Annotated in this window: 22 protein-coding genes; 8 read left to right on the top strand and 14 right to left on the bottom strand. The window is 58.4% G+C overall.

Annotated features, from left to right (window positions below; genetic code table 11):
- Positions 1 to 171: 171 nt before the first annotated feature.
- The 9 genes from msrQ to mrcB all read right to left on the bottom strand — a co-directional run bounded on the left by msrQ (position 172) and on the right by mrcB (position 9,986).
- Positions 172 to 792, bottom strand: a complete 621-nt coding sequence (msrQ, locus tag ACZRJ6_RS22770) for a protein-methionine-sulfoxide reductase heme-binding subunit MsrQ (RefSeq protein ID WP_463970200.1) — start codon at positions 790 to 792, stop codon at positions 172 to 174.
- Positions 792 to 1,805, bottom strand: coding sequence for a protein-methionine-sulfoxide reductase catalytic subunit MsrP (msrP, locus tag ACZRJ6_RS22765; RefSeq protein WP_463970199.1), 1,014 nt, complete (start codon positions 1,803 to 1,805; stop codon positions 792 to 794). Before msrP ends, msrQ begins: the two co-directional genes overlap by 1 nt.
- A 63-nt stretch (positions 1,806 to 1,868) precedes the next feature.
- Complete coding sequence (gene pssA, locus ACZRJ6_RS22760) at positions 1,869 to 2,726, bottom strand: CDP-diacylglycerol--serine O-phosphatidyltransferase (RefSeq protein WP_463970198.1); 858 nt, start codon at positions 2,724 to 2,726, stop codon at positions 1,869 to 1,871.
- Between the two features lie 143 nt (positions 2,727 to 2,869).
- On the bottom strand, positions 2,870 to 3,886 hold the full coding sequence (gene ilvC / locus ACZRJ6_RS22755; protein WP_463970197.1) for a ketol-acid reductoisomerase: 1,017 nt from the start codon (positions 3,884 to 3,886) through the stop codon (positions 2,870 to 2,872).
- A gap of 48 nt (positions 3,887 to 3,934) precedes the next feature.
- A complete protein-coding gene (ilvN, locus tag ACZRJ6_RS22750) occupies positions 3,935 to 4,426 on the bottom strand; it encodes an acetolactate synthase small subunit (protein ID WP_003176102.1) in 492 nt (163 codons plus the stop codon).
- 2 nt (positions 4,427 to 4,428) lie between these two features.
- Positions 4,429 to 6,153, bottom strand: a complete 1,725-nt coding sequence (locus ACZRJ6_RS22745; RefSeq protein ID WP_463970196.1) for an acetolactate synthase 3 large subunit — start codon at positions 6,151 to 6,153, stop codon at positions 4,429 to 4,431.
- A gap of 431 nt (positions 6,154 to 6,584) precedes the next feature.
- Positions 6,585 to 6,914: a YqcC family protein gene (locus tag ACZRJ6_RS22740; protein WP_463970195.1), complete on the bottom strand. Its 330-nt coding sequence runs from the start codon at positions 6,912 to 6,914 to the stop codon at positions 6,585 to 6,587.
- Entirely contained in the window at positions 6,914 to 7,645 is a 732-nt protein-coding gene (locus tag ACZRJ6_RS22735) for a tetratricopeptide repeat protein (protein ID WP_149413199.1), read from the bottom strand. Before ACZRJ6_RS22735 ends, ACZRJ6_RS22740 begins: the two co-directional genes overlap by 1 nt.
- 16 nt (positions 7,646 to 7,661) lie before the next feature.
- Positions 7,662 to 9,986: a penicillin-binding protein 1B gene (mrcB, locus tag ACZRJ6_RS22730; protein WP_463970194.1), complete on the bottom strand. Its 2,325-nt coding sequence runs from the start codon at positions 9,984 to 9,986 to the stop codon at positions 7,662 to 7,664.
- A gap of 118 nt (positions 9,987 to 10,104) precedes the next feature.
- On the opposite strand from mrcB, the gene ACZRJ6_RS22725 reads away from it, so the two are divergent.
- From ACZRJ6_RS22725 to ACZRJ6_RS22715, 3 genes are all read left to right on the top strand, one after another.
- A complete protein-coding gene (locus ACZRJ6_RS22725) occupies positions 10,105 to 11,661 on the top strand; it encodes a bifunctional aminoglycoside phosphotransferase/ATP-binding protein (protein WP_463970193.1) in 1,557 nt (518 codons plus the stop codon).
- Between the two features lie 91 nt (positions 11,662 to 11,752).
- Positions 11,753 to 12,097, top strand: a complete 345-nt coding sequence (locus ACZRJ6_RS22720; protein WP_463970192.1) for a pentapeptide repeat-containing protein — start codon at positions 11,753 to 11,755, stop codon at positions 12,095 to 12,097.
- A 204-nt stretch (positions 12,098 to 12,301) separates the two neighbouring features.
- On the top strand, positions 12,302 to 12,574 hold the full coding sequence (locus ACZRJ6_RS22715; RefSeq protein ID WP_463970191.1) for a TfoX/Sxy family protein: 273 nt from the start codon (positions 12,302 to 12,304) through the stop codon (positions 12,572 to 12,574).
- Positions 12,575 to 12,834: 260 nt separating this feature from the next.
- Here ACZRJ6_RS22715 and ACZRJ6_RS22710 read toward each other — a convergent pair whose 3' ends face one another.
- From ACZRJ6_RS22710 to ACZRJ6_RS22700, 3 genes are read right to left on the bottom strand one after another with little or no spacing between them, the layout of a single operon-like run.
- Entirely contained in the window at positions 12,835 to 13,602 is a 768-nt protein-coding gene (locus ACZRJ6_RS22710; RefSeq protein ID WP_149413204.1) for a heme ABC transporter ATP-binding protein, read from the bottom strand.
- Positions 13,602 to 14,639, bottom strand: coding sequence for a FecCD family ABC transporter permease (locus ACZRJ6_RS22705; protein ID WP_133103531.1), 1,038 nt, complete (start codon positions 14,637 to 14,639; stop codon positions 13,602 to 13,604). Before ACZRJ6_RS22705 ends, ACZRJ6_RS22710 begins: the two co-directional genes overlap by 1 nt.
- Positions 14,636 to 15,514: a heme/hemin ABC transporter substrate-binding protein gene (locus ACZRJ6_RS22700; RefSeq protein WP_463970190.1), complete on the bottom strand. Its 879-nt coding sequence runs from the start codon at positions 15,512 to 15,514 to the stop codon at positions 14,636 to 14,638. Before ACZRJ6_RS22700 ends, ACZRJ6_RS22705 begins: the two co-directional genes overlap by 4 nt.
- Before the next feature lie 207 nt (positions 15,515 to 15,721).
- Between ACZRJ6_RS22700 and ACZRJ6_RS22695 the strand changes: the two genes are divergently transcribed.
- Positions 15,722 to 16,039, top strand: coding sequence for a Rieske (2Fe-2S) protein (locus ACZRJ6_RS22695; RefSeq protein ID WP_463970189.1), 318 nt, complete (start codon positions 15,722 to 15,724; stop codon positions 16,037 to 16,039).
- Here the strand turns inward: ACZRJ6_RS22695 and sfsA are convergent.
- Both sfsA and ACZRJ6_RS22685 read right to left on the bottom strand, forming a co-directional pair.
- Positions 16,036 to 16,749 carry a DNA/RNA nuclease SfsA gene (gene sfsA / locus ACZRJ6_RS22690; protein ID WP_463970188.1) on the bottom strand — a complete coding sequence of 238 codons (714 nt, stop codon included), beginning with the start codon at positions 16,747 to 16,749 and terminating at the stop codon, positions 16,036 to 16,038. The two genes, ACZRJ6_RS22695 and sfsA, sit on opposite strands and share 4 nt — an antisense overlap.
- A complete protein-coding gene (locus ACZRJ6_RS22685) occupies positions 16,749 to 17,921 on the bottom strand; it encodes a pyridoxal phosphate-dependent aminotransferase (protein WP_463970187.1) in 1,173 nt (390 codons plus the stop codon). The genes sfsA and ACZRJ6_RS22685 overlap by 1 nt, the downstream gene beginning before the upstream one ends.
- 320 nt (positions 17,922 to 18,241) lie before the next feature.
- Between ACZRJ6_RS22685 and dksA the strand changes: the two genes are divergently transcribed.
- The 4 genes from dksA to ACZRJ6_RS22665 all read left to right on the top strand — a co-directional run bounded on the left by dksA (position 18,242) and on the right by ACZRJ6_RS22665 (position 22,876).
- The gene (gene dksA, locus ACZRJ6_RS22680; protein WP_133103526.1) at positions 18,242 to 18,676 is read left to right on the top strand and encodes an RNA polymerase-binding protein DksA; all 435 of its coding nucleotides are present in this window, start codon (positions 18,242 to 18,244) and stop codon (positions 18,674 to 18,676) included.
- 84 nt (positions 18,677 to 18,760) lie between these two features.
- Positions 18,761 to 19,648, top strand: coding sequence for a tRNA glutamyl-Q(34) synthetase GluQRS (gene gluQRS, locus ACZRJ6_RS22675; RefSeq protein ID WP_463970186.1), 888 nt, complete (start codon positions 18,761 to 18,763; stop codon positions 19,646 to 19,648).
- Between the two features lie 113 nt (positions 19,649 to 19,761).
- Positions 19,762 to 19,938 carry a hypothetical protein gene (locus ACZRJ6_RS22670; RefSeq protein ID WP_003176118.1) on the top strand — a complete coding sequence of 59 codons (177 nt, stop codon included), beginning with the start codon at positions 19,762 to 19,764 and terminating at the stop codon, positions 19,936 to 19,938.
- Positions 19,922 to 22,876 carry a sensor histidine kinase gene (locus ACZRJ6_RS22665; protein WP_463970185.1) on the top strand — a complete coding sequence of 985 codons (2,955 nt, stop codon included), beginning with the start codon at positions 19,922 to 19,924 and terminating at the stop codon, positions 22,874 to 22,876. Before ACZRJ6_RS22670 ends, ACZRJ6_RS22665 begins: the two co-directional genes overlap by 17 nt.
- The last annotated feature ends 15 nt before the right edge of the window (positions 22,877 to 22,891 follow it).

The raw sequence follows: 22,891 nt of genomic DNA, 5'->3' as shown, positions 1-22,891 counted from the left end.
GTTAATAGGGTCAAACAACACGACCTTATCAACTCCTTCTGGGCTTCGGTGAACTGAAGCAACTCGCTATCGAAACCTACATAACTCTTTGTTTACCAATGAGTTTTTCGTTTCGACTGCGCCGGAAGTGGGGCGAATTATAGACTTCCAGAATCTGCCGTCAAGGGTTAATTACGCTTTTGTTGCAGAAGGTGCTTTTTTCGCTATAAGCCGTGGAATCCGGCGCATTACCGGCGGTACCCGCAGCACCAGGAGCAGTGCACCTATAGATGCATAGATAGCCCACTCCTTCAGGTCAGCACGAACGATCCACAACATATGCAGCAGACCAAGCCCGAGAATCACGTAAACCAAACGATGCAGCTTCTTCCAGCGCGCACCCAACCGACGCTGGCTATAGCGGTTTGACGTTACCGCCAGCACCAAGAGACAAAGGAAGCCCAAGGCACCCACAATAATATAGGGCCGCTTGCGCAGCTCTACACCCAGTTGTGACCAGTCAAGCCCCAGGATAAAGACGCTGTAGGCAGCCAGATGCAAAACAACATAGGCAAAGCACCACAACCCTAACTGCCGGCGCACACCGATCCACCCCGCCCAACCGCTGAGTTTGTGCAGTGGCGTCATGCTCAGGGTTATCAGCAACAGCACCAAAGTACCAAGCCCCAGCCTGTCCACCAGCACTTTCCCTGGATCAGGCCCAAGGGCGAAGCTCCAAGCCTCATACAACCAGAGCAACGGCCATACGGCCACAGCTATAAAGACGCCGAGGCGCCAGATCGGGTATCGCATCAATAGTTCTTCCGCAAATCGAGACCCGTATATAAAGAGGCGACTTCATCGGCGTAGCCATTGAACATTTGCGTCTCGCGCACATTGGGACTGAACAGGCCGCTCGGCAAACGTCGCTCCCGCGCCTGGGTCCAGCGCGGATGATCGACGGTAGGGTTCACGTTCGCGTAAAAACCATACTCATCTGCAGCGATGCTTTGCCACGTGGTTTTCGGCTGCTCACTGACCAGACTGATTCGCACAATGGATTTGACGCTCTTGAAGCCGTACTTCCACGGCACTACCAGACGCAAGGGTGCGCCGTTCTGATTAGGCAACTCACGGCCGTACATACCCACCGCCAGGATTGCCAAAGGATTCATCGCCTCATCAAGACGCAACCCTTCTACATAAGGCCAGTCAATCAGAGCAAAATTGGAGCGCTGCCCCGGCATACTCTTGGGGTCCTGCAGGGTTTCAAAACGGATGTACTTGGCCTTGGAAGTAGGCTCGACCTGCTTGAGCAACGCAGAAATCGGAAAGCCAATCCATGGAATCACCATCGACCACGCCTCAACACAGCGCAGACGATAGATACGCTCCTCCAACTGATAGGGCTTCATGAAGTCTTCCAGGGCATAGCGCCCAGGCTTTGCGACTTCACCATCGATAACCACACTCCACGGCTCGGTCTTGAGGGACCCCGCATTGGTTGCCGGATCGCCCTTGTCAGTACCGAACTCATAGAAGTTGTTGTAGTGCGTCGCGTCCTTGAATGGCGTGATCGTCTCGTCCTTGACGGTAACCGCCTGCCACTTGGTACTTGGCAGTTTGTCGGCAAACCAGCCTGGCGCCTTGCCTGGCTCGACGCCCGCATAACGGGCAGCGTCATCAGCACTGGCCCAGCGCGGCAGGCTACTGGTAGCCATGCCAGCAAGCGCACCACCGAGCAAGCTGCGGCGAGAGAAATAGAGGGATTCGGGAGTGACTTCCGACTCTTGGCAATCGGACGGTTGGGGCAACTTGATTAACATGGCAACTCCGCAGCTTTGGAGGACTGATGCACCAATAGACTGCGGAGTATGGGGGAAATTACATTAAGGCAACGTTTTACGCCTACGAAGATCGAGCAAATACTGCACCGGGCCGGAAGCAGCATAGGCAAGGAACACCAGCAACAGTATCCGCGGCGGATCACTGAAGACCACCGCGAATACCAACACCACCGCAAGGATCGCCACGAAGGGCACGCGCCCCTTGAGATCGAGTTCCTTGAAGCTGTTGTACTTGATATTACTGACCATCAGCATACCGGCAGCAGCCACCATCAACGCGACCAGGAACGACATCTTCGACCCCTGGATGCCATAGTCACTGAATGCCCAGACGATACCGGCAACCACACCCGCTGCAGCCGGACTGGCCAGGCCGATGAAGTAACGCTTGTCGGCCGTGCCCACCTGGGTATTGAAACGCGCCAGACGTAACGCCGCGCCCGCAACATAAATGAACGCCACCATCCAACCAACCTTACCCATATCACCCAGGGCCCAGGCAAACGCCAGCAACGCCGGCGCAACACCAAAGGCGACCATGTCGGAAAGCGAGTCATACTCGGCACCGAATGCACTCTGGGTGTTGGTCATCCGCGCCACACGACCATCCAGACCATCGAGGACCATGGCCACGAAGATCGCTATCGCAGCAAAGCCAAAGTACTTGCTGGCACTGACCGTATCACCGGCCGCAAGAGCGCTCTGGGCACTCATGGAATTGATAATGGAATAGAAGCCAGCGAACAGGTTCGCAGTAGTGAACAGATTAGGCAGAAGATAGATACCACGGTGCCGGACTTTACGGCCTTCAGCGTCATGCCCTTCTTCGACATGCTCATCGATCGGTAGCAGGCTTTCGGCGTCAGAAGCCTGGTTTGGCTCTTCGAGACGTTCGCTCATGGACTTTACCTTGCAACGGTTTGAAAAATTTCGACAGAAACTTGCGGCGAGTGTTCACCCGCAAACGATGCAGCTTTATACCAGAACCTGCCCCCAAACGAAAAAACGCGGCCTAGGCCGCGTTTTTCCTTGATACGTACGACTTAGTTCTTGGCTTTGTCGACGATCTTGTTGGCACCGATCCACGGCATCATGGAGCGCAGTTGCTCGCCGATGATTTCGATACCGTGAGCGGCGTTGTTACGGCGCTTGGCGGTCATCGAAGGGTAGCCGGTTGCGCCTTCGCTGATGAACATTTTGGCGTATTCGCCGTCCTGAATACGTTTCAGGGCGTTGCGCATAGCCTGACGGGATTCAGCGTTGATCACTTCCGGGCCAGTCACGTACTCGCCGTATTCAGCGTTGTTGGAGATCGAGTAGTTCATGTTGGCGATACCGCCTTCGTACATGAGGTCAACGATCAGCTTCAGTTCGTGCAGGCATTCAAAATAGGCCATTTCTGGCGCGTAACCAGCTTCAACCAAAGTTTCGAAACCGGCTTTAACCAGCTCAACGGTACCGCCGCACAGAACGGCTTGTTCGCCGAACAGGTCGGTTTCAGTCTCGTCCTTGAAGGTGGTTTCGATGATGCCGGTACGACCGCCACCGACGCCAGCAGCGTAAGACAGTGCAACGTTCTTGGCATTGCCCGAGGCGTCCTGGTAAATCGCGATCAGGTCAGGAATACCGCCGCCCTTGACGAACTCGGTACGCACGGTGTGGCCCGGCGCTTTCGGCGCGATCATGATCACGTCGAGGTCGGCGCGTGGCACAACCTGGTTGTAGTGGATCGCGAAGCCGTGGGAGAAGGCCAGGGTGGCGCCCTTCTTGATGTTCGGCTCAACTTCGGTCTTGTACAGCGAGGACTGGAACTCATCCGGGGTCAGGATCATGACCACGTCGGCAGCAGCAACAGCAGAAGCCACGTCGGTAACTTTCAGGCCGTGAGCTTCGGCCTTGGCCACAGTGGCCGAGCCTTTGCGCAGACCAACAGTCACATCGACGCCGGAGTCTTTCAGGTTGCAGGCTTGAGCGTGACCCTGGGAGCCGTAGCCGATGATGGCGACTTTTTTGCCCTGGATGATCGACAGGTCACAATCTTTATCGTAATAAACTTTCATGAGGTTCCTCTATATATCCAGGCCGTTAAGGCCATTCGCTAATTTTGGTTAGATGCTGAGTACTTTGTCGCCACGGGCGATCCCGGTGACGCCACTGCGTACAGTTTCCAGAATCGAGGCCGTCCCGATCGACTGGATGAAGCTGTCCAGCTTGTCGCTTGTACCGGTCAATTGAACGGTATAAACGCTGGCGCTCACATCGACGATCTGCCCGCGATAGATGTCGGTAGTGCGCTTGATCTCGGCACGTTGAGCGCCCGTAGCCTTAACCTTAACCAGCATCAGCTCGCGCTCGATGTGGGCACTTTCCGACAAGTCGACCAGCTTGACCACTTCGATCAGTTTGTTGAGGTTCTTGGTGATCTGCTCGATCACCTCATCATGGCCAACAGTAGTCAACGTCAGGCGCGACAGGGTTGGGTCTTCGGTCGGCGCCACAGTCAGGCTTTCGATGTTGTAGTTGCGTTGTGAAAACAGGCCGACCACACGAGACAGAGCGCCCGGTTCGTTCTCCAGAAGCAGGGAGATAATATGCCGCATGATTAGGTACGCTCCGTTTTGTTCAGCCACATGTCGCGCATAGAGCCGTCTTTGATCTGCATCGGGTAGACGTGCTCACTGGTGTCGACCTGAATATCGATGAACACCAGGCGATCCTTCAGGGCGAACGCCTCTTCCATCTTCGGCTTCAAATCCTTCAAATCGGTGATGCGCATGCCAACATGGCCATAGGCTTCAACCAGTTTGACGAAGTCAGGCAGAGACTCCATGTAGGAGTGGGAGTGTCGGCTGCCGTAGCTCATGTCCTGCCACTGGCGAACCATGCCCAGCACGCCGTTGTTCAAGCAAATGATCTTCACCGGCAGGCCATATTGCAGGCATGTGGACAGCTCCTGGATGTTCATCTGGATGCTGCCCTCGCCGGTGACGCAAGCGACGTCGGCATCAGGGAAGCTCAGCTTCACACCCATGGCAGCAGGGAAACCAAAGCCCATCGTGCCCAGGCCACCAGAGTTGATCCAGCGGTTAGGCTTGTCGAACCGGTAGTACTGCGCCGCGAACATCTGGTGCTGACCTACGTCGGAGGTGACATAGGCATCGCCCTTGGTCACTTCGCACAGGGTTTCGATCACGGTCTGAGGCTTGATGATGCTGCCGTCGCCCTTGTCGTAAGGGAACAGGCCGCGGTCACCGCGCCACTCGTCGATCTGTTTCCACCAACTGGCGACGGAATCCTTGTTCGGCGTTTCGCCGATGTCCTTGAGTGCCGCGACCATTTCGGTCAGCACGCTTTCCACAGGACCAACGATAGGCACATCAGCCTTGATGGTCTTGGAGATAGACGCCGGGTCGATGTCGATGTGGATGATCTTGGCATTCGGGCAGAACTTGCTCGCACCATTGATTACCCTGTCATCGAACCGTGCACCAACCGCAAGGATCACGTCGGCATGGTGCATGGTCAGGTTGGCGGTGTAGCTGCCGTGCATGCCGAGCATGCCGACGAACTGCCGATCCGAACCAGGGTATGAGCCCAAGCCCATCAGTGTATTGGTCACCGGCAGGTTGAGCATCTTCGCCAGTTCAGTCAGCGGTGCGGAACCGCCTCCCAGGATCACCCCTCCACCCGCGTAAAGCACCGGACGCTTGGCCGCCAGGAGCATTTCTGCCGCCTTGCGAATTTGCCCCGAGTGCCCACGAACGGCTGGGCTGTAGGAACGCAGCTTGGCCTTTTTCGGGAAGATGTATTCGAATTTTTCCGCCGGGTTGGTCATGTCTTTCGGGATATCAACCACCACGGGGCCCGGGCGACCGGATTGAGCGAGGTAGAACGCCTTTTTCATGACTTCCGGGATTTCCGAAGCATGCTTGATCATGAAGCTGTGCTTCACGATCGGCCGGGAGATACCGATCATGTCGGTTTCCTGGAATGCATCGGTACCGACCATGGTGCTCGCCACCTGGCCGGAAATGATCACCATCGGAATGGAGTCCATATAAGCAGTCGCGATGCCGGTGATGGCATTGGTCGCGCCAGGGCCAGACGTCACCAGTACCACGCCGGCTTTACCGGTGGCACGGGCATAACCATCAGCCATATGGGTTGCGGCCTGTTCGTGACGAACCAGGATGTGGGTGACAGCCGGTTCCTTGAACAGTGCGTCGTAGACATGCAGCAGAGCACCACCTGGGTACCCGTAGATATAGTCGACGCCTTCGTCACGCAAAAAGCGGACGAGCATCTCACCGCCAGATAAAAGCTCCACGTTGTTCACCTCTAAAACGCCAGAATACCGTCCGTTAAAAACCGACGGGTCTTAATAGGTTTACTTCTCAGCAGAGCATGAGCGACGGTGGTCGCCGACTACGTCAGCACTGACTGAGCAAGTATTGGGATCGTCCCAAGTGTTGCGGGACTTTCCCACCCAGCGCGAGGTAACGCGTTGCGGGTGTAACAGGTCGGCGCGGATATACGCCTCATGATCTGCTGAGTGGGTCTGCTTTTGGCAGTCCCTCTACAGCGGACTTTGGATTCTTCTGTTTCAGCCCCTTCAAGTCAAGCAATAATTGCGCTTTTTTCCAACTAAGCGCATGAGAACGTAGAAGAAAGGGGTTTGAGAAGGGATAAAACTCGCCTGAATGTCGTCAAGCGGTAGAAATGTGCGCAAGGCTGCCGGAAAACCCGGCAGTCAGGCAATTAACGAGCGTCGACGATCAATTGGTCGAACTTTTTCAGCGCAGCCCGCAGGCCAAGGCTTTCTCGCGGCCGGGTGGCGTAGACCATCTCAGCCATCTCCATAATTCCCGAAGCATTGGGCAGCGGCAGGTCCTGTTCAAGGATTTGCTTCATCCTTGCAAGGAAAATCCATTGCAGCCACTGATGGAAATCCAGGGTATCGACCGAAAAGGGCTCAACACTGCTTAAGGCCTGCGCACCCGGAGACACCTCGTCCCACCAGCCCTGCAATCGTAACTCACGCTCGATCATCAACAACTGTTCGGCAATCGCCGGAAAACGTGCATCCATCAGAGACTGACCTTGGCCTTTTGCCGAGCCTGAGCGGCACCGGCAGCGTCACCCTGCTTCTCACGAGCCTGGGCAATCAAGCCCCACAGGCTTGCCTGCAGGTCAGGTCGACCGTTGGCCAACGTCAGGCCACGGCGTGCAAACTGCTCGGCTTGCGGCGCATCGCCCTGGGCCATGCGCACTTGTGCCAGGCGATACAGCACTTGCGGTTCGCGCGGTGCCACGCGCTGGGCGCGCTCAAGACTGGAGGATGCGCCGTTCAAGTCGCCACCGGCCTGCTGTTGCTGCGCGGTGGTGAGCAAAGCCAGCACCGGGCCGTCCAATTGCTCGTCGGCCGACAGGCCACCGGCATTGGCGGACGGAATCCCGCTCGGTGTCGAGGGCATGTTGTAGGTGCCCTGGTTGATCGGCGCTGATTGAATCGGTGCAGAGTCAACTGGCCCAGGAGTGATCGGCCCTGGTGTAAACGGCTCGGCACTGATGGGTGCCGATGTAGTCGCGCCGCCACCTGGAACCATCACCACCACGCCAGAATCTTGTGGCACCGCTTGAGTTGTCGCCTGTGTAGGGCGCGTGGTCACGGTTTGACGGAAGCCGCCATTGGCCGAGATCCGATCATTGTTTGAAACAGCTGAACCGGAATCCACCACCGGAATAGAACCGCGCTGCACACTGGCGCAACCATTGAGCAAAGCCAGAGCTGTAATAGCTGGAATCCACCACTTGTTCACTTGAAATCCTCTTTGCTTAATTCATCCAGCCCTTGACCCAATCCATGACCGAATCAGCGTCCGCGGGAACACCGCCACCGCACGCTGCGCCGGCTGGCGGTTCGCTGCCGCGAATATACGGCATCTGTACCGCACCCGGACAGTTGGCATCGGAGCCTTGACCAGTATGGGGATCGATCCAGGCCTGGACGATATTGTCGGGCTGCGGCATGTTCAGTGGTAACGGGTCAGCCTTGCGCATGAAACTGGTCCAGACCTGCAATGCACCGGTGGCACCGGTGAACGGGGTCTTGCCATTGTCATCGCGGCCCAGCCAGACCACGGCGAGCAAGTCTTGGCTGAAACCGGCGAACCAGCTGTCCCGGGAATCGTTACTGGTACCTGTCTTGCCGGCCAGGGTCAGGTTGGCAGGCAGCGAGCTGTACACCGAACGCCCTGTACCTTCACGCATTACCCGCTGCATGGCGTTCTGGACCAGATAGATGGAAGCAGGATCAAAGCGCTGCTGAATCTGGAACGGATAGCGTTTGAGCGGTTCACCTTCAGCGGTCAAGACGCTACGAATCCCGCGCATTGGCGTATTGAAACCACCGTTGGCGAGGGTCTGGTACATGGTCGCCACTTCCATCGGACTCAGGCCACCGGCACCGAGCAACATGGACGGGAATGCCGGAAACTCCCGGCTGACACCCAGTCGTGCAAGCGTCTTGAGGACGTTCGGCACACCAAGCTCAAGGCCAAGACGCGCAGTCGACAAGTTGTAGGAATGCGCCAGGCCCTGATACAGGAACACCGTACCGTGGGAACGCCGATCATAATTCTGCGGCTTCCAGACTTGACCATCGGCGCCCTTGACCGAAAAAGCCTCGTCGGACAGCCAACTGGTCAGTGTGTACTTGCTCGGTTTTTCCAACGCGGTCAGGTATACCGCCGGCTTGATTAAAGAGCCAATCGGTCGCACGGCATCCAGCGCGCGGTTGAACCCCGCGAAACTGGCCTGGCGACTGCCGATCATGGCCTGGACCTCACCGGTTTCCGGATTGGTCACCACCATGGCCGCTTCCACCTCATCGGAGCCTTTACGCCCGGCCAGACGCTTGAAGGTGTCGGTGACGGACGCTTCGGCCTTCATCTGCAAGATAGGGTCGAAACTGGTAAAGATCCGCAGACCCTCTTCGGTCAAGTCTTCGTCGCGATAGTCTTCACGCAACTGGCGCTTGACCAGATCGATGAAGCCTGGGAACGAGCTGTCCGCCAGCTTGCCGCGAGTGGTCACACCCAGTGGCATTTTCTTTGCGGCGGCGACCTGCTCAGCTGTGGCGACGCCTTGCTGCTCAAGCACGTCGAGTACCAGATTGCGCCGTTCCATTGCCCGCTCAGGATTACGGCGCGGGTTGTAATAGGACGGCCCCTTGACCATGCCCACCAGCAAAGCAACTTGATGCAACTTCAGCTCGGACAACGGTTGACCAAAGAAGAACTGGCTGGCCAGACCGAAGCCATGCACGGCACGCTGCCCATCCTGTCCGACAAACACTTCATTGAGGTACGCCTCCAGAATCTCGCGTTTGTCGTAATGCAACTCAAGCAGCATCGCCATCATGGCTTCAGTGAGCTTACGGCTCAGGCTGCGCTCGCTGGTCAGGTAGAAGTTCTTGACCAATTGTTGCGTCAGGGTGCTGCCGCCCTGGGTCATCTTGCCGCCCGAGGTATTGACCCATATGGCACGTGCAATCGACTTGGGCGAAACACCCCAGTGACTGTAAAAGTCCCGATCTTCCACTGCGACCAGGGTTTCCAGCAGATAAGGAGGCACCTGGTCAATCTTGATGAGGATGCGATCTTCAAGGTTTTTCGGGTAAATCCCACCAATCAGCAACGGCTCCAGGCGCACCACCGGCAGCTTTTCGCCACTGAGGGCCGAAAGCTGCGCGACATAGTCGCCCGAGAAACGCACACGAACCGGCTGCGCCTTTTCAAGGCCTTCATAGAATTGGAAGCCACGGGTGTTCAAGTCCACAGTATTGCCGCTGACCGCCGCCGCACCAGGGCCATTGGCCACGCTTTCGCGCCGGTAGCCCAGGGCATCGAGTTCGGTGAGGAAGTCGTCCTTGCTAAGCTTCTGGCCGGTGAACAATTCCAGCGGGCGCGCGTAGACCTTCGCTGGAATGGTCCAGCGCTTGCCTGAGAACTTCTCCTGAACCACGGCATCAAGGTAGACCGCGAAGCCTGCAATCACTACAAGACCGACCAGGCCGAGCTTGATGGCCCAGCCCAGCCAGGGGCGCAGGCCGCTGGAAGGAGGTTTTTTACGGGAACGGGGAGATCGGGTACGAGTCATGGCGGCGGATTATACGCACTTTATTGATGATCAACATGAGCCGGGCAGCGGTTTGCACGACCGGCTTGAGCAGCCATAATGCCCCCCATTAATTTTTCCAGACTCTGAAGGATCGCCCGTGAGCCAGTCCCTGATTGCTGCCCTGCAAAACCCGGCCCTGTTTCCACATCCGGTAGACGAGTTTCAAGTCATCGAAACCCATATTTCCTGGGTCCTGCTCACCGGCCCCTACGCCTATAAAATGAAAAAACCGGTGAATTTCGGCTTTCTCGACTTCACCCAGTTGGACGCTCGCGGCCACTTCTGCAACGAAGAACTACGCCTCAACCAGCGCCTGACGGAAGATCTGTATCTTGAAGTTTTGCCAATCACCGGCAGCATTGAGGCACCACAACTCAACGGTGAAGGCCCGGTCATCGAATATGTTCTGAAGATGCGTCAGTTCCCGCAAAGCCAGTTGCTCAGCACCCTGCAAGCCAACGGCGAATTGACCACCGCGCACATCGACGAGATGGCCGAGCAAATCGCGCACTTCCATCTGAATGCACCCAAGGTTCCACAAGCTCATTCGGCCGGCACCCCGCAAGACGTGATGGCGCCTGTGCGGCAGAACTTCGAACAAATCCGCCCGTTCCTGAGCGACAAGGCCGACCTGCTGCAACTCGAAGCCCTTCAAGCCTGGGCCGAAAGCAGCTTCGAGCGCCTCAAGCCGCTGTTCGAACAACGCAAGCTCGATGGCTTCATTCGTGAATGCCACGGTGATATTCACTTGGGCAACGTGACCATGATTGACGGTCATGTGGTGATCTTCGATTGCATCGAATTCAATGAACCGTTTCGCTTCACAGACGTTTATGCCGACACTGGCTTCCTGGCCATGGACCTCGAAGACCGTGGTCTAAAATCCCTGGCCCGGCGCTTTATCAGCCAATACCTGGAATTGACCGGCGACTATCAAGGCCTGGAACTGCTGAACTTCTATAAAGCCTACCGCGCCCTGGTCCGAGCCAAGATTGCCCTGTTCAGCATGCCGGCCGAAGCCGACCCGGTGCAGCGTGCGACCACACTGCGCCAGTACCGCAACTACGCGAACCTGGCAGAAAGCTACAGCACCATCCCATCGCGTTTCCTGGCGATTACCCACGGCGTATCGGCCACCGGAAAAAGCCATGTAGCGATGCGCCTGGTGGAAGCGCTGGGTGCCGTTCGCCTGCGCTCGGACGTAGAGCGCAAGCGCCTGTTTGGCGAGCAAAAGGTCGAAAATACGCCGCAAGCCGGAATTTACGCAGCAGACGCCAGCGCCGCCACCTACGCGCAACTCAACACCATCGCCAACACAGTGCTGCGCGCCGGTTTTCCGGTGGTGCTGGATGCCACCTACCTCAAGCGTGATCAGCGCGATGCTGCCGCCAAAGTTGCCGAGGCCACCGGTGCGCCGTTCCTGATCCTCGACTGCAACGCACCGCAAGCCGTTATCGCCAATTGGCTGGCAAAGCGCCAGGCAGACAAGAACGACCCGTCCGACGCCACGTTGACCATCATCGAAGAGCAGCAGGCTTCCCGTGACCCGCTCAGCACCGAGGAAGTGCTGCTGAGCAAGCGGGTCGAGACCAATGAAAGCGGGACACTGGACGCGTTGGTAGCGCATATTCGTCAGCGTCTGCCGGGGCTGTAAGAAAAATTTCTCGGTCGTGGAGCCTCATCGGCTAACGACCGAGCAGCAGTGGCACTATAATGGCGTCATAAATCCAACAGGAGACGCCGTTGTGAGCCAGCCGAAGCTTCTTGATTCCCCGCTTTACGCGCTGCTGCATAAAGATGATATCCACGGCTTCAACCAGGAACGCCCGAAGGACGGCACCGTCGACATGCGCGGCGGCGACTTTCGTGGGCTGGACCTGCGCCACCTGAGCGCCGAGGGTGTCGATTTTACCGACGCCTATTTCCGCTCCGCCGATTTGCGCGGCCTGGACTTGCGCGATTGCTCACTGGAGGGCGCCAGCCTCGCCCATGCGCAGATCTCGGGCACTTACTTCCCTCCGGAACTGACCGCTGACGAGATACTCATGTCAGTCAATTTCGGCACTCGCCTGCGCTACCGCATCAAGTAATGCAGCTACATCGCCGCTCGGTTACGCGCAACGCGGGCCGGGCTCTCTTCATCTGCCTGCCGTCAAATTTCCAGCGTCAGCCTTAGAAGCTTTTGCGTCGTTTCCGAGCAAAGAACTACGCTTTTCCTACTGAGCGCTACACTCCTTTCAGGCTTGCCTGGTCACGATACCCACCGCACCATTCGGCCGTCGCAAGGAGGCTTGATGAATGATGAGCTGCAACACCTGAAAAACCTGGGCAAAACGTCGGCGCAGTGGCTGCATGCGGTGGGCATCCACAGTGCTTCGGACCTGCGTCGCCTGGGGGCGGTAGACGCTTACCGGGCGGTACGAACCCGAGGCTTCCGGGCGTCCAAAGTGCTGCTGTATGCCATCGAAGGGGCGCTGATGGATGTGCACTGGAACGATATTCCGGCAGAGCGCAAAGAAGCCTTGAATCGTCAGCTGGAAGCTCTTTTGACACGGCAAAAAAACTGAAACGACCAATTGACCTAATGTTTCCGGGGATTCCAAGCGAGTATTTGAGAAAAGTGAAAAAGACAGCAAAAACAAATGTTGACTCTCAAATGAGAATCGTTATGATTATCGCAACTGGTCGCGAGATCAGCCGATAACTGAAAGACCATTGGTTCGGACTCTCAGATTATCTCCTCATCAGGCTAATCACGGTTATTTGACCCGGCTCTTGCCGGGTCTTTTTTTGCCTGGAGAAAAGCATCCTGAACCGCACTGCTGCTTCAGCGGGCAATGATCAACGGATGCCCGCGCTCGGGATGCGGCTGCACCAATACATCAAGACCAAACACCGCTTTCAGAGGTTCTGGACGCAAGACCTGCGCCGGAGAATCGAGGGCATGCGGACGCCCCTCTTCCAGCAGCAATATGCGGTCACAGTAGCGGGCAGCCAGGTTCAGATCGTGCAGGATCACCAGCACCGCCGCGCCGCGGTCAGCGAAAGTGCGAATCGCTTGCAAGGTAGTGTGCTGGTGCAACGGATCGAGCATCGACGTCGGCTCATCCAGTAACAAGGTCTGCCCCGCCTCGCCCGGCCACAGTTGCGCGAGCACCCGCGCCAGGTGAACACGCTGACGCTCACCGCCGGACAGGGCCAGATAGCTGCGACCACTCAAGTGGCCGATATCAGCAGCATGCAGGGCGGCGCTAATGATTTCATCGTCACGCACCCGACCGGTTTGATGAGGTAGACGACCCATGCCGACGACTTCCTCGACACGAAAAGCAAAGTCCAAAGTAGACGTCTGGGGCAATACCGCCAGACGCTGAGCCCGTTGCGCCCCGCTCCACTCCTTCAATTCGAGCTGGTCCAGCCATACCTGACCCTTATCGGGCTGCAACTCGCCACACAGCGCCCCGAGCAAGGTGCTTTTGCCCGCGCCATTGGGACCTAGCACGCCGAGTACTTCCCCCGGTCTCAGATCCAGAGTCACGTCGGCCAGCACAGTTTTCCTGCCGCGACGGATCTGCAGGTTGTCCACTCGCAGCATCAGGCGCGTCCTCGCAACAACAAATAAAGAAAAAACGGGGCGCCGATAAAGGCGGTAACAATACCGATGGGCAACTCCGCCGGCGCCAGGGCCAGGCGGGCCACCAGATCAGCGAACAACAGCAGGCTCGCGCCCGCCAGCACCGACGCAGGTAGCAAGACGCGATGATCCGGCCCCGCCAGCAGGCGCACCAGATGCGGCACCACCAGGCCGACAAAGCCGATCATCCCCGCCGCCGCCACCGCGGCACCTACACCAAGCGCCGTACAAAACACCAATTCACGCTTAAGGCCCTCGACATCAACTCCCAGGTGATTGGCTTCCGATTCGCCCAGCAACAGGGCATTCAGCGCCTTGGCCCGGCGGGGCAGCCACAGCGCCACACCCGCACTGACCAACAACAACGGCCACAACCGCGAATAGCTGGCACCGTTAAGGCTACCCAGGTTCCAGAAAGTGAGGGTGCGCAGCGTGGCGTCATCTGCCAGGTAGGTAAACAGGCCGACCGCCGAGCCGGCCAGCGCCGTCAGCGCGATACCGGCCAGCAACATCGTGGCAACGTTGGTCTGGCCATTGCGCCGTCCCAGGCGGTAGACCAGTGCAGTCACCCCCAAACCGCCGAGAAACGCGCACAGCGACAGCAAGTACGGCCCCAAGGCATCGGGCAAACCACCAAAGATCGAACCACCGACAATCGCAACCGCCGCCCCCAGCGCCGCACCACTGGAAACCCCCACCAAGCCTGGATCGGCCAATGGGTTGCGAAACAGCCCCTGCATGGCAACGCCCGACAGCGCCAGCACGCCGCCAACCGCCAGCCCCAGCAGGGTGCGCGGCAAGCGGATCTGGCCAAGAATCAACTCCGCCTGCTCCAGGCCCTGCGCCTCAATCGGCACGCCAAGCAAGCGCAATGCCGCCCGCAATGTATCGAGCAACGGCAAGCTGACCGGCCCCAGGGCTAATGACAGCCAGATCGCCAGTACACACAGCAGGCTCAAGCCAATGAACAGCGTCCGCGGTTTAACCAGAGTGGTCATGGGGCGGTTTTAACCTGGGACGGGTAAAAGCCCGCGGACAGTCGCACCAGACTTTTTGGCAGACGTGGGCCCAGCCCCCCCACCAGCAAAGTAGGGTCCAGCTCAAAGACCCGACCGACCTTGGCTGCCGGAGTGGCCGCGAGAATCGGGTTTTCCTTGAACAGCGCCGCGCGCGCTGCGTCACCGCTCAGGGCACGATCCGAGAACACCAGCACCTCGGGACTCATGCCCGCCAAGGACTCGACGGAAAACGGTTTGTAGCCACTGTGGGTGGCCAGGTTACGACCACCCGCTTGTTGCAGCACCCAGTCGGCGGCCGTGTCTTTACCTGCAATCAACGGTTTGCCACCGGCATGCCCCAACACCAACAAGACCCCTGGCGCTTTTTGCGTGGACTGAGCGTGAGCCACCCAGCCTTTTTGCTGCTCAAGCTGCTTTTTATAGACGCCAAACAACTCTGACGCCTTGGCATCGCTACCCAGCAGCTTGCCCAAATGCTGCAAATTGCCCTCAAGCGTCGGCAGGTCAGGCTGAGCCGAAAACATCTCCACCTGCACGCCAGCACTGCGAATCTGCGCCAGCACCGGTGGCGGGCCCATTTCTTCAGTACCGACCAGGATTTGCGGACGCAGACTAAGAATGCCCTCGGCCGATAACTGACGCTGGTAACCGATGCTCGGCAGTGCCTTGAGGGATTCAGGATGCTGGCTGGTGGTATCGACCCCCACCAACTTCGATTCGCCGCCCAGAGCCGTCACCCACTCCGATAACGCACCGCCGGCACTGACCCAGCGTTGCGGCAGTTCAGAGGCTTGAGCCCCGTGGTTGACCAGCAGTCCGACAACAATCGCAATAGCGCTGGCACTCAGGCGCATAAAAGGGTTTCCTTCAAAGGGGTGGACCCACTGAACCACTCAGTCATGTGACAGATCAAGGCTGCCTGGCATCGTACTGAGCACGCAGCTAGCTAACGGGCGAAGCTGGCATTTGATAATTGTTTGCATTTAAACGTCAAGCGCCGGACACACGGGCAAAATCCGGATCGTCCTGCAGCCCTTTACCCGCACCACCTGAGAGTAAATATGAAGTTTCTTTGCCCTTCACACATCCTTACTGAAGCCAGCAGCCGCGGCTTCGATATCGATGGCCACAAGCTATTCGCCGTGCGCAGGGAAGGCATCGCCTACTTCTATGTCAATCGCTGCCCCCATCGTGGTGTGCCGTTGGAATGGCAGCCTGACCATTTTCTCGATCAAAGCGCCAGCCTGATTCAATGCGCGACCCACAGTGCGCTGTTTCTGATCGAGACCGGCGAATGCATCGCCGGCCCCTGTGCGGGTCAAAGCCTAACCTCCCTGCACGGCCGCGAAGACGAACAAGGGTTGTGGGTGCAACTCTAGTCGCTGAGCAGCACGTCCAATCGGCGGTCAATGCAAATTTCCTGCGAGCTAACCCGCACCCCGTACGCCAGGATTTCAACCCCAGCGGCCTTGGCCTCGCGCAACCCGGCAGCGTAACCCGCGTCAATTTCTTCGGCGGGCCGTACCCCGTCGATGCCGGACAGGTTGACGCAATACAACTGCACCGCCCGTACGCCGTCACGGGCCAAATGCGCCAGCTCGCGCAGGTGCTTGGCCCCTCGCTGGGTCACCGCATCAGGAAACGCCGCGACTGACGTTCCGTCAAAGCCCAAAGTGACACTTTTGACTTCGACATACGCCGCGCCCGTGGGGTAATCCAGGCGGAAGTCGATGCGACTGTTTTCCTGACCGTAGGCCACTTCGCGCTTCAAGCCGGTAAAGCCATTGAGCTCGGTAATCACCCCCGCCCGCAACGCCTCCTCCACCAGTTGATTAGCGCGAGCCGTGTTGACACAGGCCAGGCGCCCCTGTGGTGTTTTGCTGATTTCCCAAGTGCCTGGCAGCTTGCGCTTGGGGTCGTTGGACCGGCTGAACCAGACCTGACCGCCTTCAACCATGCAATTGAACATCGAGCCTGTGTTTGGGCAGTGAATGGTCAACAACTCGCCGGTAACGGTTTCGATATCGGCGAGAAAACGTTTGTATCGGCGAATCAGCCGACCCTCTTCGAGGGGAGGATTAAAGCGCATCAGCCTTGCCAGCTCCGTAAGCCACGGGCAATCCGTTCTACAGCTTCCTGTAGCCGATCGAGGTTTTGCGTGTAGGCAAACCGTACATGGTGACCGGCTTGGTAACGGCCAAAATCCAGGCCTGGAGTAAAGGCCACATATTCGGTTTCCAGGAAATGCCGGCAAAACGCGAAGGCATCGCCGCCAAATGCGCTGATATCGGCGTACAAGTAAAAGGCACCTTCGGGCTCGACAGCGATACCAAAACCCAGCTCCCGCAACGCTGGCAGAAGGAAGTCACGGCGACGGCCAAATTCAATACGGCGCTCCTCAAGAATAGTCAGTGTTTCCTCGGTGAAGCAGGCCAAGGCCGCGTACTGGGACATGCTCGGTGCGCTGATGTAGAGGTTCTGCGCCAGCTTCTCCAGCTCACCGACCGCCGCGGGCGGCGCCACCAGCCAGCCCAGGCGCCAGCCGGTCATTCCGAAATACTTTGAAAAACTATTTAGAACAAAGGCCTCATCATCGACTTCCAGCACGCTGGCGGCATCAGTGCCATAGGTCAGCCCGTGATAAATCTCATCCACCACCAAATGCCCGTTGCGCGCCTTGATCGCGTTTGACAGCCCGGCCAATTCGTCGCGCGTCAGGATCGTCCCGGTGGGATTAGCTGGCGAGGCGACCAGTGCGCCGACGCTGTCCTGATCCCAGTGGCGAGCCACCAGATCAGCGGTCAGTTGATAGCGCACCTCCGGCCCGACCGGGACCAGTTGCGCCGCGCCTTCCACCAGACGCAAAAAGTGCCGGTTGCACGGGTAGCCTGGGTCCGCCAGCAGCCAGTGTTTACCGGGGTCCACCAGCAGGCTGCTGGCCAATAGCAGGGCTCCCGAGCCACCCGGCGTAATCAGAATCCGCTCGGGATCGACACTCAGGCCGTAACGTTGCTGATAGAAACCGCTGATGGCTTCGCGCAGCTCAGGCAAACCGCGAGCTGCGGTGTAGCGCGTCTTGCCATTGGCCAGGGCGGCCTGCCCTGCCTTGATGATGGGCTGCGCCGTGGTGAAGTCCGGCTCACCGATTTCCAGATGAATCACATCGTGACCGGCAGCCTGCAACTCATTAGCCCGCGCCAGCAACGCCATGACGTGGAAAGGTTCGATAGCGCGACTGCGGGCACTGTAGGGCTGAGCCATTAGCCTTCCTTAACTGTGAATGCAAACCCCGATTCTACCCAACCGGCGACGCAAAACCTGCTCTATTACCCTGATGTCCGCGCCAGACGGTACGGCAACCGTCTGCAAAACGACTAAAATCCATATTCAAGGCGGTACAAGCCAGCCCTGCTGCGGCTTGCGCCGCTTTTCGGCCGGCACGGGACGTCGCTTCGACAACAGGGAGTAGCGCGCCTCGAAGCGATCTGGTAAGTTCGCCCGCTTGCAGCCGCAGGGCCGGCAGGTGTCGGCGACGTTGCAATCCTGCGCAATGGATTAGAAGAGTGAGAGGCGGTCCATTCATGCCCACCCAAGCAAAGCAACAGAGCATCAGCGGCTTCGAACCCTACGTACAATCGAAGGGTGAGGAGTACATGGGCGAGCCCATGCGTAAGCACTTCACTAAGATTCTGCAGAAGTGGAAACAGGACTTGATGCAGGAGGTCGACCGCACGGTTGACCATATGAAAGACGAAGCGGCCAACTTCCCCGACCCGGCAGATCGTGCCAGCCAGGAAGAAGAGTTCAGCCTTGAACTGCGCGCCCGTGATCGCGAGCGCAAACTGATCAAGAAAATCGACAAGACCTTGCAATTGATCGAAGACGAAGACTACGGCTGGTGCGAATCCTGCGGCGTAGAAATTGGTATCAAGCGTCTGGAAGCGCGTCCTACTGCCGACATGTGCGTGGACTGCAAGACCTTGGCAGAAATCAAGGAAAAACAGGTCGGCAAGTAAACACTGTCGAGCTGAACGAATGGGGCGTGCAAACGCCCCATTTTTGTATCTGCCGTTTACGGCTTTTCCAGTAACATCCACCCCATGACAGCCTCCTCCTATATCGGGCGCTTCGCCCCCACCCCCAGCGGTCACCTGCACTTCGGTTCGCTGGTCGCAGCCCTTGCTTCCTACCTCGACGCCCGCGCAAACAAGGGCCTATGGCTGATGCGCATGGAAGACCTCGACCCGCCTAGGGAAGAGCCCGGCGCCCAAGCGGCCATCCTCACTGCCCTGGAACGCTATGGCTTCGAGTGGGACGGCGAGTTGGTCCGACAAAGCGCACGGCATGATGCCTACGCAGAAGTCGTCAATCGCCTGTTCAACCACGGCCTGGCGTACGCTTGCACCTGCTCGCGCAAACAACTGGAACCTTACAATGGCATTTATCCGGGGCTGTGCCGCAATGCCGGCCATGGCCAGCAAGACGCCGCTATCCGCCTGCGGGCACCGGAGTTGGAATACCACTTTACCGACCGCGTACAAGGCGAATTCCGACAGCACTTGGGCCGGGATGTAGGTGACTTTGTCATCCGCCGCCGAGACGGCCTTTATGCTTACCAATTGGCCGTGGTCCTCGACGATGCCTGGCAGGGTGTCACCGATATCGTGCGGGGCGCCGACTTGCTCGACTCTACACCGCGCCAGTTGTATCTGCAGGAGCTGCTCGGCTTGCCGCAACCGCGTTACCTGCATGTGCCGCTGATCACCCAGCCCGACGGCAACAAGCTGGGCAAATCCTACCGTTCACCGCCCTTGACCAGCGACCAGGCCACGCCTTTGTTGCTCAGAGCGTTGCGCGCCCTTGGCCAACAACCAGGTAATGAACTGGATCACGCCAGCCCACGGGAACTGCTGGATTGGGGCATCCGTCACTGGGACGCCAGCCAAATCCCGCGCACACTCACCTTGGCGCAAGCGCAATTACGTTAAGGGCGCTTGCAGCTTGGCGCCCATCCGTTACCATCGCCGCAGTTTTATTTGTATAGGCGCTCGCACCTACAAAAAAGCCGCTACTTCAACGAGTTTTTCAATCAGAGGCCAGTATGTATATCTATCGATTGGTCCTCCTGCTGGTCGTCGGGATCTATCTGTTTTCCCCCGCCATCATGGATTGGTGGATCGACGCCACGGGTGCCTGGTATCGGCCCTATCTGCTTTGGCTGATCCTGATCGTTGTGACTTTCATCCTGCAGAGCCAAAAAGATGCCGATGAGCTTTAGCCTGACCCAGATGCTGCTGATCAGCGCCGCCTACCTGGCCGCGCTGTTCGGGGTAGCCTGGATCAGTGAGCGCGGAATGATTCCGCGGGCGATCATTCGCCATCCGTTGACCTACACCTTGTCGCTGGGCGTGTATGCCAGTGCCTGGGCGTTTTATGGCACGGTGGGCCTGGCCTATCAGTATGGATACGGCTTTCTGTCCAGCTACCTCGGGGTGTCGGGCGCGTTTTTGCTGGCGCCGGTGCTGCTGTACCCGATTCTAAAAATTACCCGCACCTATCAGCTGTCGTCCCTGGCCGACCTGTTTGCCTTCCGCTTTCGCAGCACTTGGGCCGGGGCGCTGACCACGATTTTCATGCTGATCGGCGTGTTGCCGTTGCTGGCGCTACAAATCCAGGCGGTGGCCGATTCGATTGGCATCCTCACCCGAGAACCCGTGCAATACCGGGTCGCCCTGAGTTTCTGCGCGCTGATCACCCTGTTCACAATTTTTTTCGGTTCACGGCATATTGCCACCCGCGAAAAACACGAAGGCCTGGTGTTTGCGATTGCCTTTGAGTCGGTGATCAAGCTGATCGCCATTGGCGGCGTCGGGCTCTATGCGCTGTACGGCGTATTCGACGGCCCACAGCAGTTGGAAATGTGGCTACTGCAAAACCAGACCGCCCTCGCCGCCTTGCACACTCCGCTGCAAGAAGGCCCGTGGCGCACCTTGCTGCTGGTGTTCTTTGCCTCGGCCATCGTCATGCCCCACATGTACCACATGACGTTTACCGAAAACCTCAACCCGCGCTCATTGGTAAGCGCGAGTTGGGGCTTGCCACTGTTCCTTTTGCTGATGAGCCTGGCGGTGCCGCTGATCCTGTGGGCTGGCCTGAAGCTGGGCGCCACCACCAACCCGGAATACTTCACCCTGGGCATTGGTATCGCGGCCAACAGCAAGTCCTTGGCGCTGCTGGCCTACGTCGGCGGGTTGTCCGCCGCCAGCGGGCTGATCATCGTCACCACCCTGGCGCTATCGGGCATGGCGCTCAATCACCTGGTGCTGCCGCTGTACCAGCCACCCGCTGAAGGCAACATCTACCGCTGGCTGAAGTGGACCCGCCGGGCACTGATCGTCGCGATCATCATGGCCGGTTATGGTTTCTATCTGCTGCTGGGCGCCGAGCAGGACCTGGCCAACCTGGGCATCGTCGCCTTCGTTGCCACTTTGCAGTTTTTGCCAGGCGTGCTGTCGGTGCTGTACTGGCCGACTGCCAATCGTCGCGGCTTTATCGCAGGGCTCCTGGCGGGGATACTGGTGTGGCTGGTGACCATGCTGCTGCCGCTGGTGGGCAATCTGCAAGGCTTCTACATTCCGTTGCTGAACATGATCTACGTGCTGGACGACACCAGTTGGCACATGGCAGCCATTGCCTCGCTGGCGGCCAACGTACTGATGTTCACCCTGATCTCGCTATTCACCAACGCCAGCCCCGAAGAAACCAGCGCTGCCGAAGCCTGTGCGGTAGATAACGTGCGTCGCCCGCAACGCCGGGAACTGCATGCCGCCTCGCCCCAGGAATTCGCCACGCAACTGGCCAAGCCCCTGGGCGCCAAGGCCGCGCAAAAGGAAGTCGAACAGGCCCTGCGCGATCTCTACCTGCCCTTCGACGAGCGCCGGCCGTATGCGCTACGCCGCCTGCGTGACCGCATCGAAGCCAACCTCTCCGGGTTGATGGGCCCCAGCGTGTCCCAGGACATGGTCGAGACTTTCCTGCCCTACAAGGCCGGCGGCGAGAACTACGTCACCGAAGACATCCACTTCATCGAGAGCCGGCTGGAGGACTACCACTCGCGCCTCACCGGCCTTGCCGCCGAACTCGATGCCTTGCGTCGTTACCACCGCCAAACCTTGCAGGAACTGCCCATGGGTGTCTGCTCCCTGGCCAAGGATCAAGAAATCCTGATGTGGAACAAGGCCATGGAAGAACTCACCGGCATCGCTGCCCAGCGTGTGGTGGGCTCGCGCCTGAACACCATTGGCGATCCGTGGAAAGAATTACTTCAAGGCTTCATCAACCTGCCGGATGAGCACTTGCACAAACAGCACCTGACCCTCGACGGCCAGACCCGCTGGCTCAACCTGCACAAAGCGGCAATCGACGAGCCCCTGGCGCCTGGCAACAGCGGTTTGGTGCTGCTGGTGGAAGACCTCACCGAAACCCAGATGCTGGAAGACAAACTGGTGCACTCCGAACGCCTGGCCAGCATCGGGCGCCTGGCAGCCGGCGTAGCCCATGAAATCGGCAATCCGATCACCGGTATCGCCTGCCTTGCGCAAAACCTGCGGGAAGAGCGCGAAGAAGACGACGAAATCACCGAAATCAGCGGGCAAATCCTCGAACAAACCAAGCGTGTCTCGCGCATCGTGCAATCGCTGATGAGCTTTGCCCACGCGGGCGGTCATCAGAATCGCGATGAAGCAGTGTGCCTGGCCGAAGTCGCCCAAGATGCCATTGGGCTGCTGGCCTTGAACCGGCGCAATTTCGAAGTACAGTTCTTTAACCTGTGCGACCCGGAACATTGGGTCGATGGTGACCCGCAACGCTTGGCCCAGGTGCTAATCAACCTGCTGTCCAACGCCCGCGACGCATCGCCGGCCGGCAGCGCGGTACGGGTCAAGAGCGAGGTTTTCGAGCACACAGTCGACCTGATCGTCGAGGACGAAGGCAGCGGCATTCCACAGAACATCATGGACCGATTGTTCGAACCCTTCTTCACTACCAAGGATCCGGGTGAAGGTACCGGTCTGGGCCTTGCACTGGTCTATTCCATCGTTGAAGAGCATTATGGACAAATCACCATCGACAGCCCGGCTGACACCGAAAGCCAACGCGGCACCCGTATTCGGGTGACCTTGCCGCGTCATGTCGAAGCGACGTCCGCTGTGAACTGAGACCGTCGAGAGAAC

It is taken from the genome of Pseudomonas sp. C321, assembly GCF_055407105.1.
This window is presented reverse-complemented; position numbering and strand designations above follow the sequence as displayed.

Excerpts from the sequence above, each read along its gene's own strand:
- ilvC (WP_463970197.1), bottom strand. The coding sequence starts at position 3,886 with ATGAAAGTTTATTACGATAAAGATTGTGACCTGTCGATCATCCAGGGC.
- ACZRJ6_RS22710 (WP_149413204.1), bottom strand. The coding sequence starts at position 13,602 with ATGCTGCGAGTGGACAACCTGCAGATCCGTCGCGGCAGGAAAACTGTG.
- mrcB (WP_463970194.1), bottom strand. The coding sequence starts at position 9,986 with ATGACTCGTACCCGATCTCCCCGTTCCCGTAAAAAACCTCCTTCCAGC.
- ilvN (WP_003176102.1), bottom strand. The coding sequence starts at position 4,426 with ATGCGGCATATTATCTCCCTGCTTCTGGAGAACGAACCGGGCGCTCTG.
- sfsA (WP_463970188.1), bottom strand. The coding sequence starts at position 16,749 with ATGCGCTTTAATCCTCCCCTCGAAGAGGGTCGGCTGATTCGCCGATAC.
- pssA (WP_463970198.1), bottom strand. The coding sequence starts at position 2,726 with ATGAGCGAACGTCTCGAAGAGCCAAACCAGGCTTCTGACGCCGAAAGC.
- msrQ (WP_463970200.1), bottom strand. The coding sequence starts at position 792 with ATGCGATACCCGATCTGGCGCCTCGGCGTCTTTATAGCTGTGGCCGTA.
- ACZRJ6_RS22715 (WP_463970191.1), top strand. The coding sequence starts at position 12,302 with ATGAATGATGAGCTGCAACACCTGAAAAACCTGGGCAAAACGTCGGCG.
- ACZRJ6_RS22700 (WP_463970190.1), bottom strand. The coding sequence starts at position 15,514 with ATGCGCCTGAGTGCCAGCGCTATTGCGATTGTTGTCGGACTGCTGGTC.
- ACZRJ6_RS22685 (WP_463970187.1), bottom strand. The coding sequence starts at position 17,921 with ATGGCTCAGCCCTACAGTGCCCGCAGTCGCGCTATCGAACCTTTCCAC.
- ACZRJ6_RS22740 (WP_463970195.1), bottom strand. The coding sequence starts at position 6,914 with ATGGATGCACGTTTTCCGGCGATTGCCGAACAGTTGTTGATGATCGAG.
- ACZRJ6_RS22670 (WP_003176118.1), top strand. The coding sequence starts at position 19,762 with ATGTATATCTATCGATTGGTCCTCCTGCTGGTCGTCGGGATCTATCTG.
- ACZRJ6_RS22695 (WP_463970189.1), top strand. The coding sequence starts at position 15,722 with ATGAAGTTTCTTTGCCCTTCACACATCCTTACTGAAGCCAGCAGCCGC.
- gluQRS (WP_463970186.1), top strand. The coding sequence starts at position 18,761 with ATGACAGCCTCCTCCTATATCGGGCGCTTCGCCCCCACCCCCAGCGGT.
- ACZRJ6_RS22665 (WP_463970185.1), top strand. The coding sequence starts at position 19,922 with ATGCCGATGAGCTTTAGCCTGACCCAGATGCTGCTGATCAGCGCCGCC.
- dksA (WP_133103526.1), top strand. The coding sequence starts at position 18,242 with ATGCCCACCCAAGCAAAGCAACAGAGCATCAGCGGCTTCGAACCCTAC.
- ACZRJ6_RS22705 (WP_133103531.1), bottom strand. The coding sequence starts at position 14,639 with ATGACCACTCTGGTTAAACCGCGGACGCTGTTCATTGGCTTGAGCCTG.
- msrP (WP_463970199.1), bottom strand. The coding sequence starts at position 1,805 with ATGTTAATCAAGTTGCCCCAACCGTCCGATTGCCAAGAGTCGGAAGTC.